Origin of the sequence: Fulvimarina uroteuthidis, from assembly GCF_034321785.1 — a bacterium.
In the GTDB taxonomy this organism is placed as follows: domain Bacteria; phylum Pseudomonadota; class Alphaproteobacteria; order Rhizobiales; family Rhizobiaceae; genus Fulvimarina; species Fulvimarina uroteuthidis.
Genome location: NZ_JAXLPB010000014.1, coordinates 1 through 17,389, shown reverse-complemented (window position 1 = coordinate 17,389; position 17,389 = coordinate 1). Strand labels below are relative to the sequence as shown.

21 protein-coding genes are annotated in these 17,389 nt (G+C 60.8%); 1 reads left to right on the top strand and 20 read right to left on the bottom strand.

All coding sequences use genetic code 11. The annotated features are described in order from the left end of the window. From U0C82_RS18770 to U0C82_RS18730, 9 genes are all read right to left on the bottom strand, one after another. Nucleotides 1–274 (bottom strand): gene transfer agent family protein (locus U0C82_RS18770; RefSeq protein WP_322189376.1); only part of this gene is annotated, 274 nt, incomplete at its 3' end. Continuing rightward, nucleotides 271–1,521 carry a phage portal protein gene (locus tag U0C82_RS18765; RefSeq protein ID WP_322189374.1) on the bottom strand — a complete coding sequence of 417 codons (1,251 nt, stop codon included), beginning with the start codon at nt 1,519–1,521 and terminating at the stop codon, nt 271–273. The genes U0C82_RS18765 and U0C82_RS18770, both read right to left, overlap by 4 nt. A gap of 820 nt (nt 1,522–2,341) precedes the next feature. Beyond that, the gene (locus tag U0C82_RS18760) at nt 2,342–2,611 is read right to left on the bottom strand and encodes a ribbon-helix-helix domain-containing protein (protein ID WP_322189372.1); all 270 of its coding nucleotides are present in this window, start codon (nt 2,609–2,611) and stop codon (nt 2,342–2,344) included. Beyond that, nucleotides 2,608–3,222, bottom strand: coding sequence for a nucleotide-binding protein (locus U0C82_RS18755; RefSeq protein WP_322189370.1), 615 nt, complete (start codon nt 3,220–3,222; stop codon nt 2,608–2,610). The genes U0C82_RS18760 and U0C82_RS18755 overlap by 4 nt, the downstream gene beginning before the upstream one ends. A gap of 490 nt (nt 3,223–3,712) precedes the next feature. Continuing rightward, nucleotides 3,713–4,162, bottom strand: a complete 450-nt coding sequence (locus U0C82_RS18750; protein WP_322189368.1) for a helix-turn-helix domain-containing protein — start codon at nt 4,160–4,162, stop codon at nt 3,713–3,715. A 551-nt stretch (nt 4,163–4,713) separates the two neighbouring features. After that, nucleotides 4,714–5,235: a hypothetical protein gene (locus tag U0C82_RS18745; RefSeq protein WP_322189367.1), complete on the bottom strand. Its 522-nt coding sequence runs from the start codon at nt 5,233–5,235 to the stop codon at nt 4,714–4,716. A 64-nt stretch (nt 5,236–5,299) separates the two neighbouring features. Further along, entirely contained in the window at nt 5,300–6,550 is a 1,251-nt protein-coding gene (locus tag U0C82_RS18740) for a hypothetical protein (RefSeq protein WP_322189365.1), read from the bottom strand. Nucleotides 6,551–6,559: 9 nt separating this feature from the next. Beyond that, a complete protein-coding gene (locus U0C82_RS18735) occupies nt 6,560–7,042 on the bottom strand; it encodes a hypothetical protein (RefSeq protein ID WP_322189363.1) in 483 nt (160 codons plus the stop codon). A 64-nt stretch (nt 7,043–7,106) separates the two neighbouring features. Continuing rightward, nucleotides 7,107–8,828: a lysozyme family protein gene (locus U0C82_RS18730; RefSeq protein WP_322189361.1), complete on the bottom strand. Its 1,722-nt coding sequence runs from the start codon at nt 8,826–8,828 to the stop codon at nt 7,107–7,109. 165 nt (nt 8,829–8,993) lie between these two features. Here U0C82_RS18730 and U0C82_RS19065 point away from each other — a divergent pair, with 165 nt between their 5' ends. Further along, nucleotides 8,994–10,001: a hypothetical protein gene (locus U0C82_RS19065; RefSeq protein WP_322189359.1), complete on the top strand. Its 1,008-nt coding sequence runs from the start codon at nt 8,994–8,996 to the stop codon at nt 9,999–10,001. On the opposite strand, the gene U0C82_RS18720 is transcribed toward U0C82_RS19065, so the two are convergent. The 11 genes from U0C82_RS18720 to U0C82_RS18665 form a co-directional block, all read right to left on the bottom strand. Beyond that, nucleotides 9,937–11,565, bottom strand: coding sequence for a terminase large subunit (locus U0C82_RS18720; protein WP_322189357.1), 1,629 nt, complete (start codon nt 11,563–11,565; stop codon nt 9,937–9,939). The two genes, U0C82_RS19065 and U0C82_RS18720, sit on opposite strands and share 65 nt — an antisense overlap. After that, the gene (locus tag U0C82_RS18715) at nt 11,562–11,972 is read right to left on the bottom strand and encodes a phage terminase small subunit P27 family (RefSeq protein ID WP_322189355.1); all 411 of its coding nucleotides are present in this window, start codon (nt 11,970–11,972) and stop codon (nt 11,562–11,564) included. Before U0C82_RS18715 ends, U0C82_RS18720 begins: the two co-directional genes overlap by 4 nt. After that, nucleotides 11,969–12,283: a phage head closure protein gene (locus tag U0C82_RS18710; protein WP_322189353.1), complete on the bottom strand. Its 315-nt coding sequence runs from the start codon at nt 12,281–12,283 to the stop codon at nt 11,969–11,971. Before U0C82_RS18710 ends, U0C82_RS18715 begins: the two co-directional genes overlap by 4 nt. Continuing rightward, the gene (locus tag U0C82_RS18705; RefSeq protein WP_322189351.1) at nt 12,280–12,681 is read right to left on the bottom strand and encodes a DUF3168 domain-containing protein; all 402 of its coding nucleotides are present in this window, start codon (nt 12,679–12,681) and stop codon (nt 12,280–12,282) included. Before U0C82_RS18705 ends, U0C82_RS18710 begins: the two co-directional genes overlap by 4 nt. Further along, nucleotides 12,678–13,055, bottom strand: a complete 378-nt coding sequence (locus tag U0C82_RS18700; RefSeq protein ID WP_322189349.1) for an HK97-gp10 family putative phage morphogenesis protein — start codon at nt 13,053–13,055, stop codon at nt 12,678–12,680. The genes U0C82_RS18705 and U0C82_RS18700 overlap by 4 nt, the downstream gene beginning before the upstream one ends. Nucleotide 13,056: 1 nt before the next feature. Continuing rightward, nucleotides 13,057–13,326, bottom strand: a complete 270-nt coding sequence (locus U0C82_RS18695) for a head-tail connector protein (RefSeq protein ID WP_322189347.1) — start codon at nt 13,324–13,326, stop codon at nt 13,057–13,059. A 4-nt stretch (nt 13,327–13,330) separates the two neighbouring features. Beyond that, nucleotides 13,331–13,927 carry a hypothetical protein gene (locus tag U0C82_RS18690; protein ID WP_322189345.1) on the bottom strand — a complete coding sequence of 199 codons (597 nt, stop codon included), beginning with the start codon at nt 13,925–13,927 and terminating at the stop codon, nt 13,331–13,333. Nucleotides 13,928–13,929: 2 nt separating this feature from the next. Beyond that, nucleotides 13,930–14,286, bottom strand: coding sequence for a phage tail protein (locus tag U0C82_RS18685; RefSeq protein ID WP_322189343.1), 357 nt, complete (start codon nt 14,284–14,286; stop codon nt 13,930–13,932). 345 nt (nt 14,287–14,631) lie between these two features. Then, complete coding sequence (locus U0C82_RS18675) at nt 14,632–15,228, bottom strand: hypothetical protein (RefSeq protein WP_322189339.1); 597 nt, start codon at nt 15,226–15,228, stop codon at nt 14,632–14,634. Nucleotides 15,229–15,231: 3 nt separating this feature from the next. After that, nucleotides 15,232–15,672 (bottom strand): phage tail tube protein, encoded by a 441-nt coding sequence (locus tag U0C82_RS18670; protein ID WP_322189337.1) that lies wholly within the window; start codon nt 15,670–15,672, stop codon nt 15,232–15,234. 15 nt (nt 15,673–15,687) lie between these two features. After that, nucleotides 15,688–17,223: a phage major capsid protein gene (locus tag U0C82_RS18665; RefSeq protein ID WP_322189335.1), complete on the bottom strand. Its 1,536-nt coding sequence runs from the start codon at nt 17,221–17,223 to the stop codon at nt 15,688–15,690. Nucleotides 17,224–17,389: the final 166 nt, after the last annotated feature.

Sequence of the window (17,389 nt, the reverse complement as noted above, 5' to 3'; positions counted from 1 at the left end):
GGATCGAGGTTGCGAGAAGCATCGATGCGGATAGGCTTTGCATCGGCGCGTATGCCGCGACCTTATCGGACGCTTCCTTGGGATCGAGACCGCCGCCTATGAGTGCCAGGCGAAGCGTGTTCGTCAGGTCGGAATAAGCGAAGTCGCCAGCGAAGAGCCGGCGGCAAAGTGCGCCGATGCCGACGCCGGTGAGGCGTTCAAGCTCGGCAATCTGATCAGGCTGCAAAGCGAAGTCGAAGTCGCCATCGCCGAAGAACGCGCGGTGTGGCGTCATGCTACGGTCTCACTATCTGACGACGCGGGTGTCGTCGTGTCGTTGGAATTTGAAGTCGTGAATGGTGATCCGAGAACGTCGCCGTCTGGCAGGGCTGGATAGCCTTCCTCGCGCCGAACATCGTTCGCGGTCAGCACGCCAGCGGCGCGGAGCTTGTGGATACGGTCGACGCGAGTTGCAGTGTCGACAGCGAGAAGGGCGTCGGTGTCGAACTCGACGGCGTATTCGTCGCGCTCGTCTTCAGACAGAAGGGCGCGCTCGAACTCGCCGGTGAAGGTCGAGACCCACGGCGCGAGCGTGAAGTTCACGAACTCGCGCGACTGGTGCTCGACGTTGTTCAAGCCGCCCTTCGAAAGCTCGAAGAGCATCGTCGCCGGAACACCGAAGGCGCGGGCGATCTCGACCGTTTGTTCGCGGCGCATTTCGAGGAACTGAGCGTCGACCGATGAGAAAGTCAGCGGGTTGAATGTCATTCCGTCACTGAGGAACGGCGTCTTGCCCCCGTTCTCGACGCCCTCGTTCGACGCTTTCCAGTTCGTTTTCGCGCGGTCAATCTCAGTCTGACCCAGGCCGGTTGGGGCCTGGATCACGCCAGCGGGTCGGGCGCTCGTTCCGAACAATTTCGCGGCGCGGGCTTCCATGGTGATCGCAAGTGCGATGGCCTCGCGTGCCAGGACGATCGGCGAGACGCCGGTGACGCCGTCGAAAGAGACCGGGGCTTGAATGTGGATCAAGTCGCGGGGATCGAGGATGCGGTTCTTGTCGGTAGTCGACCGATAGATCGCCTCGCCGGTTGTGGTGTCGATCTGGATCGAGACGGCGTGCGGATCGAGACGAACGATCTCGATCACGCGACCGCCAACGCGGTTGGCAAACGCGAAGGCGTTGCCGTGAAGCAAGGCGTCATAGGCCAGGCGCTCGCGGAGCTTGCCGGCGGTGACGCGATCGTTCGGGGCCTTGGCGACAAGACGGTAAGCGGGATGATCCGTAGCGGCGACCGTCGAGCCATCGACCGTGCGAACGATGCGAGCGGGAATGGAGCCGATCGACTGTGCGATGCGATTGACCGCCGCCGCGACGGCAGGAACGCGCATAGCGGTTTGCGGAGTGACGGCGACGTTCGAGATGGTTGCGGGTGAAAGGAAAGCGTCGAGGCCGAACGTGTCATAAGGGAAAGTCGGCGCGGCCTTCTGTTCCGGCGCGCCGAATGCTTTTTCGACCAGATGCTTTAAACGATCGAATGACACGTTTATTCTTACCTATTCTGAAATCTTGTGAAAGCACCGAGCCAACTAAGGCTCGGTGCTTTCTAGGAGCACAAGAACGAACCCCTTCTATTCTTGTGTTGCATATTCTCCCATGTGTTGCATTTCTGCACAAGCATTATTTTCACGACATGCAATTTTTTATGTCGTGACACCGTGTTTCGCTGAAATCGTGGGAAAAGTAATCGGTCGCCAGGCGGACGATTTTCAGCGAACGATTTTCTTGGTTCCGAAAGTCGATCTGGAGAACGGCGAATGTCAGGCTTCAGAAAGCTTGCGAGAGCTTCGCGGATGCTTCCTGATCAGTTCCATAAAGCACATTACGCACCTTAACGGGCTCGGGCGGGGCACCAGCTTTGAACCGGGCGACCTACAAAAAACTGAAAGATTGTGGACGCGCCGGCTAGATAGCTTCCCCTTATCGGAAGCACGCCATACAAGTGATTCTAGAAGAGCGAGGGCCCTGGTTGCAGCCTGACCCTCGCTTCTTCGAACAAGTCGGTGATGCTGGATTCAAGCCCAGCCTATTCCGGACGATCGGGCGTCCATACCTCGATCGGTGCGCAAAGAGTGGAGGTCCACACTTCACTCGCCAGGTGATCGACGGGGGTCCAAACCTCGTTCGGTCATCTGGTCAACTTTGATGGCGGTGGGTAGCAGCCCATCGCCATCATCTGCACTTAGCAGGCGAAAACCGGGAGCGACTGCACGCCATCCGGTGTTTCATCATGTTTCACCCTGTAGCTTTTTTCCCTCTCGCACAATCGCACCGTCAAGGGATCTTGTGCAAAACCATCGCATATTATGCGACGATCTTCCTCGCGATCTGCGGCTTGCCGTGCTTCTCGAATAAGAGGTTCAGCGCTTCGACCAGAAGATCGCCGACAGGCTGATCCTGCTCAATCCCCATAATGCGAAGCTGCGCATGGGTTTTGTCATCCACCTTGGCGAGGATTGAGCGATATTCGCGCCTGGCGCGCTTTGGCGCTTCGACCTGTTTAGAGGCTGCGGTGGTCTCTTCGGCCTTTGACGGCTTGCGGGCGCGATCGGCGAGTGAGGGGCGTTTCGTCATGCGAGGTGCTTCCTGATCTCTTTCCATAGGGCGGCGATCTCTTTCGCGGCCTTACCGGCGGGTTCGTATTCGTCGGCGCTCGATCCACTGATCAAGGCGTGCTGGTATGCGGCGCGCGATCCCATCGTCGCCTTCAGCACCGGCGCGTCGATCGAGGCGAGGTATTGCCTGGCCTCTTTGACGATCGACGGCTCGCCGATGATCGAGGATGCGGGACATTGGGTGAGAATGACCGCCGCGGGAACCTTGAGGGCTTTCGCCATGTCGAAGGTTGCACCGGCGGCTCGTAGATCGAAGAGCGATGGGCGCACGGGTATCAGGACCAAGTCACTGACACGCATGGCTTCGGCGATCGACGCCTCGGCGTGGGGCGGCGTATCGATGATGACGGGTGCGTTCTCGGCGCGGGCTTGCTCGACAAGCTCGACAAGCTCACCGGGCCTGACTTCGATTACAAGCGGCGTCTCGGCTTCGCGTTCTCCATACCATTCGCCGGCACTGCCCTGCGGATCGGCGTCGAGGATGATCGCACCGGCGAGGCCCGCGATATGGACGGCGAGCGTCGTCTTGCTCGATCCGCCTTTGCGGCTGGCGATGGCGATGACTTTCACGGCGTTGCCTTTTGGCGGTTTCACGACATGAGAAAGATCGCATCGTTACCTTGTGCAATCGTTACGCTGGTATTTGCTCCATTGAGGACGCATTCAACCACACCGGTTACCGCATTGAGACGAAACCCGTGGACGCTTAAATTATCCATATATTTCAATGACTTAAACAGATAGAATGTCGTTTTATTGTTGGCGAGAAAGGATCGGGCTAGATCTGCCTATTGCCAACGGTCCGAAAATCGGCGCACATAAGAAATCGGCACCGAAAGCACCTGAACATTGATTCGTTTCAATGAAGAGGTGTGCCCGATGAAACCCCCAAAAACCAAACGCCGCCTGGTCCACCTCATAGGTGTGACGGTGATCAGCATTGTCGCTTTCTGCGCCGACATGGCGACGATCGCGACCTATCTGCACAGCCCGGTCGATCGGTCGGTGCCATGTGCTTCAGAATGCTTGATCTTCGTCCGGGGAAGCCCGGTGGCGAGCGTCAGCCGGGCGGTTGGCGGAACAGACCCTTCCAATCCAAAGCCCTTTCCTGCCTTGGCATAGAGGAGATATTTCTGGTTGGGTTTTTGGGTGTCAGAAGTGTCACCCCTGGGAATGCTGGTTCGAAGGCTGGAAGCTCGGTCTTCTGCGCGAGCCAACGGGCGAGGCCCATCGGCTCGGCGAAGAACGGCAGGGCGGCGGCGGTGATCTTGATGACGAGGCCCGTGTCGAGACCGGAGCGCCCGCGACGGGTCTGAAGCTCGACATAGCCCCATCGTGCCAGGTCCAAGAGGTAGCGCCGGATCGTGCGTGTCGAGCGCGACATGATGTTCGCCAGCGTGCTCTTGCACGTCGACGTCGTGGTGCCCTTGCCGCACCGGGCGCGGATGACCTGTAGCAGGGCCTTGGCGTTCGGGGTGAGGCGATCGTCGCGCGCTGCCGTCGTCGCCATGGGCGCGGCGTATTGATCAGAAGCTCGGGGCGCGGGCCGGTCGTGTCGGGGACGGGGTGTAGATGCGCGGCGCGGCAGGGAAAGCCGAAGCTGGCGAGCCGGTCGTTCCTCGGGCGTCGTGAGCGCTGCCGATCGGCGTTGCGCCTCGGCGAGCGAGATCAATCCGGCACTGTGATCGCGCCAGATTGCCGCCCGCTCAAGAAAGAGCGGCGAGACCGGCGGGGCTGCCGGTTCGTGTAGGTGTAGCTGCATGGGTTGAGCCTTGCGTTAGGCAAAACTTTCCCGTGGCGGCGATCCGCGATCTGTTGACTAAGACTGTGGAGGGGGCTATCTCAAGAGTCGCTAAACAGTTTTGAGAAGCCTCGTCGCGGTCCCCGCTTCGGGGCTTTTTTCTTTGCCGGGTGTTGGTGAGTCTCCGTTCAATTCGTCGCGCGATAATGCACGTTTCCGTGGTGTGGGGCTAGATTAACCATATCAGGTCCGCACAAGCCTATTCAGGCCCAACATATCAAGCCTGAACAGCGATCCTGAAAAGCGCTTCCGACAAAATGTCAGCGCTCGTTTTTGAGCCACCCTGGAGATTTTAGGACCTGATTGGAGTTATCAGGACTTTCACTATTCGAGATCGCGCCGTTGATGATCTCCACGCTTTGGGCGTCCAGAACATATCCATTGATCGCCGGCGTGATCGCGATCGGCTCAAGATTCTTGTCAATCAAGAGTTGCTTCGCTGCCGTAGTCATAGGGAACGCCACGATCTGATCAGAGATCAGTTCCATAGTCACGTCTTCATTAACTGAGATGCCGGCGCTTGCCAGATGCATACCAATATCCGTCTGGGAAATCTGAAGTCGGCGGTTCGTCTCGTTAATTTCCGTGCCAAGTTGGTCCAGACGCGTCGCCTGAGCTTCCATCAATTTGGTCTGTTGATTAAGAATCTCGGTGTGCCGGCCTAGCGTCTCCGCCGTGCTCCATTGGCTCGTGACCGCAATCGCAGTGAAAGCGCCGACAAGAGTTGTAGCGCCCAGATTAAGGGCGGCAGCTGCCCAAACAGTCGACTTACTTGCGGTCATCATTATCTCCTAATCGCCTGAATATAACGTTTTTTATGCGGAGATCGAGTCACCTTCGATCTTATCAGGGCGGGCCGGTGGCGCGCTTCGCGGCTGCGGCTTGATGTGCCCTTCGACAACCATGCGGGCGAGCCAGTCGGACGCGTCTGGCAATGGGTGCACGGGTCCATGCGTAGGGTGCTGCATCGCCTATGCCTCTTCTCTGATTGTGTCTGGCCAGACGCCGCCGAACTCGCCCAGGGCGATCTTGATCGCGTCGGGATCGGCGAGTTCGGTCAAGCCGGGAGTGTTTATGAAGGCCGCTTCGACCAACCGCTCGATCAACGCGTTGTAGAGAGGCGTCGGCAGGTATGCTTCCAGCATCGTTATGGTTCTCTTTAAGGGATAGGTCCGCCGTTGTTGGATCGGACAGCACGTTATGAGTCAGCGCCGGACGTTCTGCAAGATTGATTTCTGCTGTTTTGCAAATATTTTCGCATTTCTGATAAGTAAGCGTTGACTTATTTACTTCATATCTTGCCGCTTCTTTGGTCTTCAATGCTTCGCGCCTATGTGCTCGGATTGCCGTCGCGGCCTTCTGCACTTCCCGGCTCGTGATCATGTGCTTGCCGGGAACGCCCTTGCGCTCGGCTTCCTCGGCGTTTTGCAGGCAATACGCGGTCCACCGGGCGTCTCTGCACGGCTTGATGACGACTTGCCGCTCGCGGAACCGGGGATCGTCTGAGACGCCAGCGGCGAGCTTCAGGACTTGCCGGATGATCTTCAGGTGTTCGTCGGCGGCTGCGACAAGGGCGTGAATATGGAAGTCGTCACCGCCTGCGCTTTCAATGCCGGATGCGAAGACCGCCGGTGGGACGAAACCAAGCGCGGCCTTCGCCCAGCGATTGAAAGCACGCCGGAACCAGTCCAGGGGCGCGGCCTGCGCCAGGGCCTTGCGCTGGAACGCGGCGGAGAGCCTGACCGTGACGGCGTGGAGCGGGAGCCCGTGCGCGGCGAGTGCATCATGGAGAGCGCTTGCCGTGGTGTCGTCTGCGATGTGCCTGCGCTTGCGTGTGGTGAGGGATGGTGTGGGGTGTTGTGTTCCACCCCTTACTAAAGGCCGGTGCGTTTGGGGCGCTGGAAGTGCCCTCTTCGCAGGGGCTTCAACGCCCTGCGCTGCAACGGCTTCGACCAGTTCTTCGGACCATGATTTCGGGCGCTCCCAATTTACAAAATCCGACGGCTCGCGAGCTGGAAGCTTGTCCAGCTCGGCGAAGAACGTCGCGGCGTCAACTTCGACGCCGTTGATCCTGCAATGTCCACCGCGCTCGCCCAAGGTCGTCTCTTACGCCGCTTCGTCAGTGTCGGCGTTCTGCGCCGCTCTCAGGAGTTGGCGCACGTAATCGCGTGCCAGTGAGACGGTCAGAGTCTCTTCGGCAAACATCTCAGTGTCCGGCCATTCGATCCGAAGAAAGATACCGCGACCGCGACGGCCAACAGTAATCTTCGCCTCGCCATCCGCGCCGAAGGTGAGAGACGTGCCGCGTCCTTTCGGTCCGTCCAAAACCTTCAAGATTACAGATGCGAATGCGCCGGCCTCTTTAGGCGAAAACGTCGGGGTGCCAACGTCGCCGATGTCGGGACAGACGCGGCCATTGGCGACGTGAAGAGGAAGCCGGTCAATTCGATCGATCTCGGGACGTGCTCGAAGCTCACGCGAGATCAGCATTTCCAGGGCTTCTGTTTGCGTGCACGCTTCGAGGATCGCGATATTCTTGAGGTGCTCGAGGCGGGCGGGGTGAAGTCGAATGTTGGCGATTGATGCCATGAGAATGGGCCTTCTGTTTCAGATAGCCCATTCTACACTAAGTGTGTATTGTTTGCGAGCGGAATTATCGCCTTCCTAGGCTGGCGCGCTGGTTCGATCGCATTTCTTGCTGGACGATGGCCCGCACCTGAGAATCTACAGCCTTCTGTGTTTGCCGCGCGAGATCGGCATTCTGTTCCGGTGTGCCGCCACTGGCGTTGACGTTGACCGTCGAAGTGATGTTGACCGGCTGCCCGGTGCCGCCGCCTGACGACGCCAAGCGGGGCGAGGCGAGCGGGCGAGGTGCGACCATGCCGCCATCGGCGAACGCCGGGAGCCGGTTCGAGTTGACGGCTTCGAGAAGCGCGCGGTTCTTCGCGGTCGCCTTCGCGTTGACAACAAACTCGCCGTTCGAGAGCCTGGCGAGAATCTTGTCGTCGCGACCGCCGCCGGGACCAGAGACCTTGCCGCCAGATGCGAAGGCCGGAACGCCGAAGAGCGAGCCGATCACCTTGCCAGCGACGGCAAGCCAATTCCCGCCGGTGCCGCCGCCACCACTGGTCGCGCCAGGGCCACCGCCGAAAGCGTTCGCGAACAGGTTGTTGATCGCCATGTCGATGAGCTTGTCGGCGATCGAGTTCAAGACGTTCCCGAACGCCTCGGCGGCGCTTTTGCCTTGGCGAAGGTCGGAAATCAGGCCAGAGACCGCACCTTGTGCGATACCTCGAAACGCTTCTTGCGCTGCGCGTGCCTCTTCCTGCGATGCGGCGAAGGTCATGGTAGCGGTTTCGGCATTCGCCATTTCGACAGCGAGGCGGCGAATGTTCTCGCGCTGCGTAGGTGTGAGTTCGAGACCGGCGCGGGTCGCCTGGTTGAGCATGTCCATTTCGTAGCGCATCGACGCCGCCGCCGTCGCCGTCATCGTGAGGGCCTGGCGCTCGGCGACCTGTTCCGTCGAATACTGCCGCGCACCGGCGACGATCTCGCCGTATGCCTTCGCCTGGTCTTTGAGATTCTGAGAATAGGCGCGTGCGGCCTCGGCATTGCCGTCCATGCGCGCCTGACGACTATCGGCGTCAGAAGCGCGGGCCTTTTCGATCGCGGCCTTCTGTTGATCTTCGATCTTAGCGCGATTGTCGGCGATGCCCGGATCGACCGCCGGCATGGAGACGCTGGCGCCGTCGTATGCGCGGGAAATGAGATCGGAATCGATCCGACGAAGACCTTCCCATTCGTGTCGCAGGCCCGCGACGTTGTTCCCGCGACGGCGAAGCAACTGCATCGCCATGCGGTCCTGCATTTCGGGGTCGAAGCGCTCGCCGCCGGTGAGGCCCATTTCATCGATGAGGCCGCGCAACGTCTTGCTGACGATCTGATAGCGCCCGGCTGCGCTCGAATTGAACTTGTTATCGGGGTGCGCGAGCATCTGCCGTTGCATCCCCAAAACCTCGGTCAGGGTCATCTCGGTAAGGTTTCGGTCGCCGCCGGAATATGCGCCGTAAGAAAGCGTCTCGTTGTAGCCGCGCCCTTTATCGGTGCCCTCGGCGTAACCGATGAGATCGAGCATTCCCCTGTCGGCGGCTTCGCGTGCGTCCTTCGACCGTAACGCGCCGATCGCCTGGTCGCGGAGGATGCCCGCGCCCGTTGCCTCGCGGCCCGACGTGGCATTCGCGAGCGCGGCCTTGTAGGTGGCGTCGATCCGCGACTTCGCGTCGAGGTTGGCAAGCTCTTCGGCGAGTTCGGGGATCTCGTTCTTCAACTCGCGCATGGCGGCTGCGAAGGCGTTCATTCCCGCCGCGCCGTTCATGCCGGCGGCGTTCGCGCCGGACAGCGCGGAGTTCAGGCGATCGACAGAGGGCTTTGCCGACGATGCTTCGTCGCCGGTCTTGGCGATGCCCGCGTTCGTCTTGTCCCGTGCGGCAAGCTCGCGCTGAAGGGCGGCGATCGTCCGGTTCGACTGGTCGATCTGCTTTTGCGTGACCGCGTCGGCGATGCCACCCATGCGGCCCAAGGCGGCAACGGCCTGGTCGCGCTGCTTCAACTCGAATTCGAGGCGGGCGCGGATGCTTTCCGTCGCGCGGTCGTCGATCTTGTCGAATTGATCGATAAACGTGCCAAGCGCCGACACGGCTTCGACAATGGCGCGCTTGAGGTTCGTGCCGACTGTCTCGGTGATCGCCGTGAACTTGCGGTCGACCTCGTCGGCCTTGGCGATCATCTTGTCGTCCATGATGACGCCGAAGTCGTTCGCCTCTTTAATCAGCGTGCGGATACCGTCCGCGCCCTGGTCCAGAAGCTCGACAAAGCGCTCGCCGCCGGTGCCGCCGAAGAGTTCATCGGCAACACGGATTTGCGCCGCCTTGTCCAGGCGCTCCATCCGTTCGATGATCTCAACCATCAAGGCCGATGGGTCTTCGAGTTTGGCGGCGAGTTCGTTCGCGCCATAGCCCAGGCGCTTGAAGGCGTCAGCACCGGAGCCGGTGCCGGTCACGACGAACTCGTCAGCGCGAAGGTTCAATTCCTTCATGCCGTCGATCAGGGCGTCGACCTCGATCCGGTTGATACGGGCGACGTAGCTGAGTTCCTGAAACGCCTTCGCCGACAAGCCGGCGCGCTTCGCCTCGTTTCCAACGTTCGCGAGGGATCGCGCGAGTTCACGGCCCTGGTTCACAATGCCGGCAAAACCGATCGCCGCAACACCAGCGATGCCCGCCTTCAGGCCCGCACTCATTCCCTCGCCGGCCTTCGAGAAAATGCCTTTCAGGTTCGCCGACGACTTCTCGGCGTCCCGCTCGATCCGCGTGAAGTTCTTCGCCGCGACCTTACTGGCGCGGTCCATCGACCGTTCGAAGTCGCGGATCTTCGCCTCGAGGCGGATTGCGAGTTCCTGTTCGTCTGTTCTTGCCATTGGTGTCCTACCAGGCCGCGTAGTCGGCGGCGTTTTCGCTCAAAAGGATGGATTTCGGGGGTGCGTCGTTAGCGGCCGCGCGACTGACGGCCATCCAGCACGCGACCGCGCCATCGATGCGATCGGTGCTTTTGCCCTTGTTCATCGTGCGAAGCCCGGTCGATCCAGTTTGCACGGCGATGTTCGCGAAGTTCCAACGAAGCACCGGGTGCCCGCCGTGCTGGAGCTTTCCGCCGATGATCGCGCGTTCGAGGGTGGCAAGCGCGCCGCTCTGTTGAACTGGCGCTTGCGCAATTGTCAGCACCGGGAAACCGTCTTCCTGAAGGGGCGACATGACCGGCATCGCGTAGGCGCGATCGAAGCCGATCTCGCGCACGTCGAAGCGATCGGCGAGATCGCGAATGTGTTGCTCGACAGCGCGATAATCGATGACGTTGCCAGGCGTCGGCGTGAGGTGCCCTTCCTCGGCCCAGGTCGGATATGGAACGCCGTCTCGCTCGCCACGGGCGCGCACGTTGTCGCCAGGGATAAAGAAGTGCGGGATCACGACGAAGCCGTCCTCGTCGTCAGGATCGCGGAACGCCGCGACCACTGCGGTTAGATCGGTTGTCGTGCTCATATCGACGCCGATCCAGCAAGGCGCACCGGCAAGGGCGTCGAGATCGATCGGGGTGCTACCCTTGTCGTAGATGCTCATATCCACGAAAGGATCGGTCGATTTGTCGAGCCAGATATTCAGGTGATCGTTTCGGAACTTCTCACGGATGGCAGGCCGGTTTTCGGCCTCTTCTGCCATCGTGCGCATTTTTTTGAGAACCGGATAACCGAACTTGAGGCCGGGGTTTGCACGGTGCCACAAGGCTTCGTCCCGCCAATCCGCGTCCTTCGGCGTCTCGAAGATCACCGGGAGAAGCGACGGCTTTGTGATCTCGCCAGCGGCCACCCTACGGGCATAACCGAAAGCTTCGTCTGCTAGATTATCAGTGCCACGGCCCGCCTGCGAGATCACGACGCAAAGCGTGTTCTCGGTCTTCGTCAGGCCGGTTCGAAGCACGTCATAAAGGCCGCGCTTCTTCCAAGCGTGGATTTCATCGATCAAGACGAAGCTCGGCGTCTTTCCGTTCTGCGCTGCGGCATCGGACGACACGGCTTTAAGAGTTGCGCCGGAAGCGCGGTGCTCGATCTCGTGAACGAAGTCACGCACGCGAGTTGCGGCCTTGGTTTCCTTGCGCGCTGCGACGATGCCGGACGCCTCGTCATAGGCGATGCGTGCTTGTTCGCGATCATAGGCGGCAAGGATCACCTGACCGTGCGGGACACGCTCGGGACCGATCGAATGCAAAAGTGCGAGCGCCGCGCCAAGCGTCGTCTTTCGACCGCCGCGCGGGATCATCATAACAACCTCTTCAACGATCCGGTGTCCATCGGCATCGCGCGGCCCGTAAATCCGTCTGATTAGGCGCTCTTGCCAGCGATCGAGTTGAAACGGCTTGCCGGTCTTCGGATGCCGAAGGGCGCGGATGAAACGAACCGCACGCTCGCCGCCGCCGATTATCTCGCCGGACGGGGTTTCGAAGATCGCCGGATCATCGATCGGCGAGTTATCGAACAACCAATAAGGATAGGTGTCGCTCATAGTCCGAGATCATCCGTATCGGACGCTTCGCGGATGCCATCGCCGGCGATGGCGGTTCGGGATCGTGCATAGGGCGTCAGGCCAAGCTCGGCGGCGAACAGGCGCGCGGTCTTCAAGGCGGCGTCCTGCGTCGTCACCGCCGGGTGCCGTTTCGGGCCGGTTGGTGCGGTGTAGAAATCGCCTTCGGTGTCGCGCACGCGCTGGCACGAACGAATGAGGCCCTGCGCTACGCAAAATCCTTCGAGCGTTCCAAGGTCGGCGATCGTCAGCACGCCGCGCTCGACAAGCACGGGCGCAACGCGCCGCCATTCGGCCTTAGCGTCCTTCGATAGCCAGGTCGGCGGCGTCGGGACGGTTGTGATTGGATGCGATCCGGCGGTGACGGTCTCGGGTTTGCGTCCCTTCATCGTCTAGCCTCGCACCGGAGTTCGAGACCTTCGCGGCGTCCGAGTTCTTTGATCTCGATCATGTTGAACGCGGTGCCTTCGAACGTCACGCGATCGGACAGGCGCACATCGGTGCGGTATCGAACACGGAAGACCATCGCCGTCTCTGTGCGCTCGCCGGATGCGGCGAGGAATTCGTCGGTCGAGGCGGTGACGCGCTGCGCCGCGACGGTCGCGATCGGCGTCCAGACGCTCGACGGCGTGCCGTAGCGATCGACCGTCTCGACTTCGCGTTCGAGGGCGATCTTGCGATCGAGCTTGCCGGCCTTCATCGCGCGCCCTCGAACAAGGCTGAGATCGAGATCACGGCGTGTCCCAGGTCGCCAGGATCGCGGAGATAACGAACGCCATCGACCTGAAAATCGAGCAAGCCGGCGAGGGCTGGCGCGACGGTCAAGGCGTTGATCGCCACTGCCGCGATGGTCTTCGACATGACGGTGCCGACTTCGCGGGTCCAAACGTGAAGATCCACGAAGCATCGAACGTGGTGTCGTGAAAACGTGATGGGTTCGAGCACGGTTTGCGAGGGTCCAAAGAGAATAGTGGGGAAGTCGTCAGGGCGACCGCCGCCGTCGCGGATGGCGCGAGGCGTGACGAGTGCGGTGACGCCAGCATCGTTGACCAGGCGCTCACGAATGGCGGCCTGAAGGTCGAGGGATGGATCGATCATCGCTTACCCCATTCGTCTTTCACGGCCTTGTTCACGGCACGCTTGATCCGGGCCTCGATCTGCTTTCGATTGAGCCTGTAGCTCGGAAACAAGAACGGTTGCGCGGGCGTCTCGGCGGTGCCGTGCTCAACGAATGTCGCGTAGAAGGTCGCTTCGTCACCGGCGACGATCTTGCGCTGAAGCTCATGCTCGCCTGGTTCTTTGCGGATCGAGTCCCGAAGGTCGCCGTCGTCTTCTGGAGCGAGGTGCTTCGCCGCCGCGACAAGCTGATCTGCCGATCGGTCGAGAGCCGGGATTATGGCCTCGCGCACCGCCAATGGGATTGCTGCCATGCGCTTCTGAAGGCGTTTGAGTTGATCAGATGTGCGGGCCATCTTAGAATTCCCAAGCTCGATACGCATTGAGCAAAGCCGTCGGGCCTGTGTTGATCGGTCCCGTCCCTTCCCGGTCTTCGTATAGCCCGGCGGCGATCTGCCGAATGGCGATCTTCACGTCAGCTGGAACAGGATCGGGAAGCGCACCGACATAGGCGCGGGCGTGCGCCGTCGCGGCTTCGATCAAGTCGGCGAGGAAGGCATCCTCGCTCGCGTCGGCCAGGTCCAGGCGAAGGTGCAATTTCAATTCGTCAGTCGTTACAATCGTCATGTCGTCAATTCATCGCTTCGTGGTTTGGAAAAAATCCCATTTCGTGACTCTCTTGCACGAAGGAGACACCGCCGGTCTTCTGGCGATAGACCAAGCTTTCACCCGCCCCCGCCCCCTTCTCGAACGCGGTGAAGATGCCGTCTTTGGTCGGCTGATAGGCGTGATCGATCGGCTTTCTGGCGCGTTTCGGTGTCATCGATCCGAAGTCGATTTCTTTGACCTCAAGCGCCATGATACGGGCGCGCTCATAGGCGCGCTTCTGCTTCAGCGCTGCGAGCGTTCTGGCAACGATCGCCTTACCTTCAGCCTCGATCTCGGCGTGGTGCGTTCGTGCTTGGCGCAAACGCTCTTCACGCTCAACGTTCTGGCGATGCCACTCGGCGCGCTTGCTATCCTTGTCAGCGTGACGCTGTTTGATCTTTGAGCCAGCCGGCTTTGGCTTCATCGCATTCCAAGTGCTGTGCTTCTTCGATGTGAAGACGTCCTCGGGCGCGAAACCTGATTGAAGGCGATAGAGAAGCGTCGGGACACTGACCGAAAGCAACCTCGACCATTCGGTGATCGTCAGCGTCTTGCCGTCGTGGGTGTATGTCTTCCTCATGATTAGTTCGCCATCGTGAAGGACTGACGGAACGTCGCGGTCATGCGATGGTAGGAGCCAGAGACGATCGTTTCCGTCCAACGGGCGACGGTCCACTTCAGCGCCTCGGCGTGCCAGGGGAACTTGTAGAAGAACGGCGCATAGCCGCCACGTGCCTTGAAGAACGTGACCATCTCGTCGCGCTCGTCAGGTGTCAGGATTTCCCAGGTCGCTTCGAGATCGGCGCGGTCGTGGTTGATGCCGTCTGCCGTTGCCTGCGTGTAGCCGTCGCCGAACTCGGCGCGGAGCACCTTCGGCTCGTGCGTCTCGGTCGTTCCTGGCGATGGATTGCAAGGCGGTGTGAAGGTCGGGAGTGCCATTATCTCGGTTTCTTTTCGGCGGATTGGATCGGCCCGTTGTGGCAGGGAGCACAAACGGCTTCCCAGTTCGAGCGCGACCAAAAGAGGCGCTTGTCCCCCTTATGGGGGACACGGTGATTAACTACGGTAGCGGGTGCGCCACATCGGACGCATTTGGTGTGTTTGGCGAGGAAGCCGTTGCGAGCTTCCCGCCATTTCGAGGAATAGCCGCGTGCGTTTGCGTTAGGACGGTCTCGATCGTGGCGGGCCTTGCGCTCGGCATTGCGTTTGATCTGGCAAGCGCATTGGACGCCAGACGCCACCACAAGACCGCAACCGCAAAGCCGGGGCGGGCGGGTCGGCATGTCACCGCGCCTTCTGACGCTTGCGACCGCCGCCGAACACGGCCATCGCCTGTTCGTCCAAGGTCATTTCGTCGTGCGGTTTGGTAGGCTCGCCAGTGCCTTCGCTCGATCCGTAGATCGCCTTCAGCATGGCTTCACGGCCCTTACGTGCGGCGATGATCTCGGCGGGTGTTGCGGCCCATGCCTCGGCTGGCGACCATCCGAGCCATCCCGTTGCGATCGAGAAAAGCTCTTCGTGAAAGCTATTCCAAGTAGGAGGCACGCCGTTCGACGTTTTATCTGCCTTGTCGTCAGGGGAAGCGCCGGTGAGCGCAATGACGAACTCGACCAGGGCCGGGATCATCAAGGCCATGATTTTGATCAGGCCATAGGTCTCGACCTCAACCAGGACCGCCGGGAGTGCGGAGCGGTGTCCGCTACCCTCGGCGATCACGTCGGCGACGGCCTCGATCGAACCTTCGGAAAGCTTCCCGATGAGGTTCGAATACGTGCCATAGCGACGAGCAAGGCGAAGTGCGGCCCGCAACGTTGGGACCAACTCGGCGGACGTGCCGTCGAGTGTGATCATGATGCTTTCGGATGCGAGCCGCGTCGTCATGGTTTAAGCCGCCGCGACTTCGGTAACGTCGTCGGTGAGTTCGAGCGGATACGAGATCCGAACAACGTCGTCGCCGATCGTGCGCTTCGCCGACATGACGAGCGCGGGGAACATGACCTTGTCGCCGTTCGCCAGGTCGCACCGGAACGCGATCGGGGAGTCGGCGAGTTCACCGGCGCGCATTGCGGCCTGGCCTGCATCATTGGGAAGACGTGCGACCGTGATCGAGACGTTGCCAGCGTTGCGCGTGCCTTTGAGTTTGCGGACGCGATTGTCCTCGCCATAGACCTCGTAGGAGATCAGTTCGGACTCGTCGCCGATGTCGCCGTCGAAGCCGGTCACGTCCAGGACTTCGGTCCAGGTCGCGATTGCGGTCATGTCGGCGTCCCGCTCGCACGGGGTGCCGATGTAGAAGCGGGTCCGCTTGGAAGCCTGGTTGCCCATGGTTCAATCCTCCCCTTACGCCTGGTTCGACAGGAACTTGAAGGCTTCAGCCTTCGAGACGGCACCGCCGACGCGGCGACGGCCATGGAAGCGGACCTGACCTTCGGTCTGCATCGTGTAGGGATCGCGAAGGATCGAGAGACCCACGCGGTCGAAGATGCGAAAGTTCGAGAAGTCGCCGAAGATCACCGGGATCGCGCCGGCTGCCTGATCAGGCATGTCAGCGAACTCGATCACGGGGCGGCCCAGGATGGTCGAAGGGTTGCCGGCGACCAGGCTATCGGTCCAGAGGAACCGACCGTCTGCGTCCTTCAGCTTGCGCACGTCGCCGATGGTCTTGCGGTTCATCGCGAAGACGGCGTTCGCGGCGTAGAAGGCCGGGAGCGAGTGATAGAGATCAATCAAGTCATCAGCGGAGATCGAGGCGGCTGCGGTTTCGACGGTCTCGATCTCGGTGTTTGCGAGGATGCCGTTCGGCTTCTCGACGCCATCGCCATTGATGAAGGCCGCGCTTTCGAGGCGGCCGAACTCTTCAGCGAAATTCGAAGCGAGTTCGCCTTCCATGTTGAAGGCCGCGTCTTCGAGAAGACGGTTCGAGATATCGGTGAAGGCCGCGATCTCGTAGATATCGAACTTCTGTTGACCATAGGACGGCTGCGAGCCGGTGCGGGTAGCGGTCTCGCCGACCCATTTCGCGGTCATGGTGCCGGTGCGCTTGGGGAGAAGGATTTCGCCAGCGCTCGTTGCCGCGACCTTCGCGACCTGACGGATAGGCGAATAGAGAACAAGGTTCTTCTCGATCTCGGCGAGGAACTGTTCGGGTGCAAGGTAGCCGCCGGCGGTGTCGTTCGAGACCGTAAGGGCTTTAACTTCGTCGGTGTTCATGCGCTCGACGCCGCGACGGGCGAAGGACTCGAACGCCTTGCGCTCGACGGTTTCGTCGGACTTCTGATCAGTGATGACAGCCGGACGATTGAGCTTGGCGAGCACCTTATCCAGGCGGTCCATCGCCTTCTTTTCAACGGCTGCGATAGCCGCCTCGAATGCCGCGTTATCCGGCGCGGCGACCGTCGTTTCGTTTTCCATGGTGTCCTTTGAGGTTGCCGATGCATCGGCCTTCAGATTGATGACGCGGGCGCCGGGATGGGCTGGCGTCGGGGTGACGCTGATCTCTCTGAGTGTCAGCGATTGGAGATTGCGACCGCCGCCACGGCGAACGCTGGATTTGCGATTGACGAAGCCAATCGAGACGCCGGTCGCGGCCTTCTCGATGATCAGCGCGCGGACTTCGCGGGCGCGGGCAACGTCATTGATGAGCAAGCGGCCCTTGGCCTCGATGCCGCGTTCGGTGACTTCAACGTGGTCCCAGACGCCGATGGTCTGCGCGCCGTCGTGGTGCCAAAGCATCGGGAGCGGGAGATCGCCGTCGATGTCTGCGGTCTTCTCGATCACATCGCCGGTGAGATCAGCGGAGCCGAACGGCCAGGCGATAGCCTCGATCGCGCCTTCGTCGGTGACGGTGATCGCCGCCTTCAGTTCAAGCCGTTCCATTATGCTTCGTCCTCGTCAGATGGGCCGAAATAGAGGCTCTGAAGGATCGAGGTTGCGAGAAGCATCGATGCGGATAGGCTTTGCATCGGCGCGTATGCCGCGACCTTATCGGACGCTTCCTTGGGATCGAGACCGCCGCCTATGAGTGCCAGGCGAAGCGTGTTCG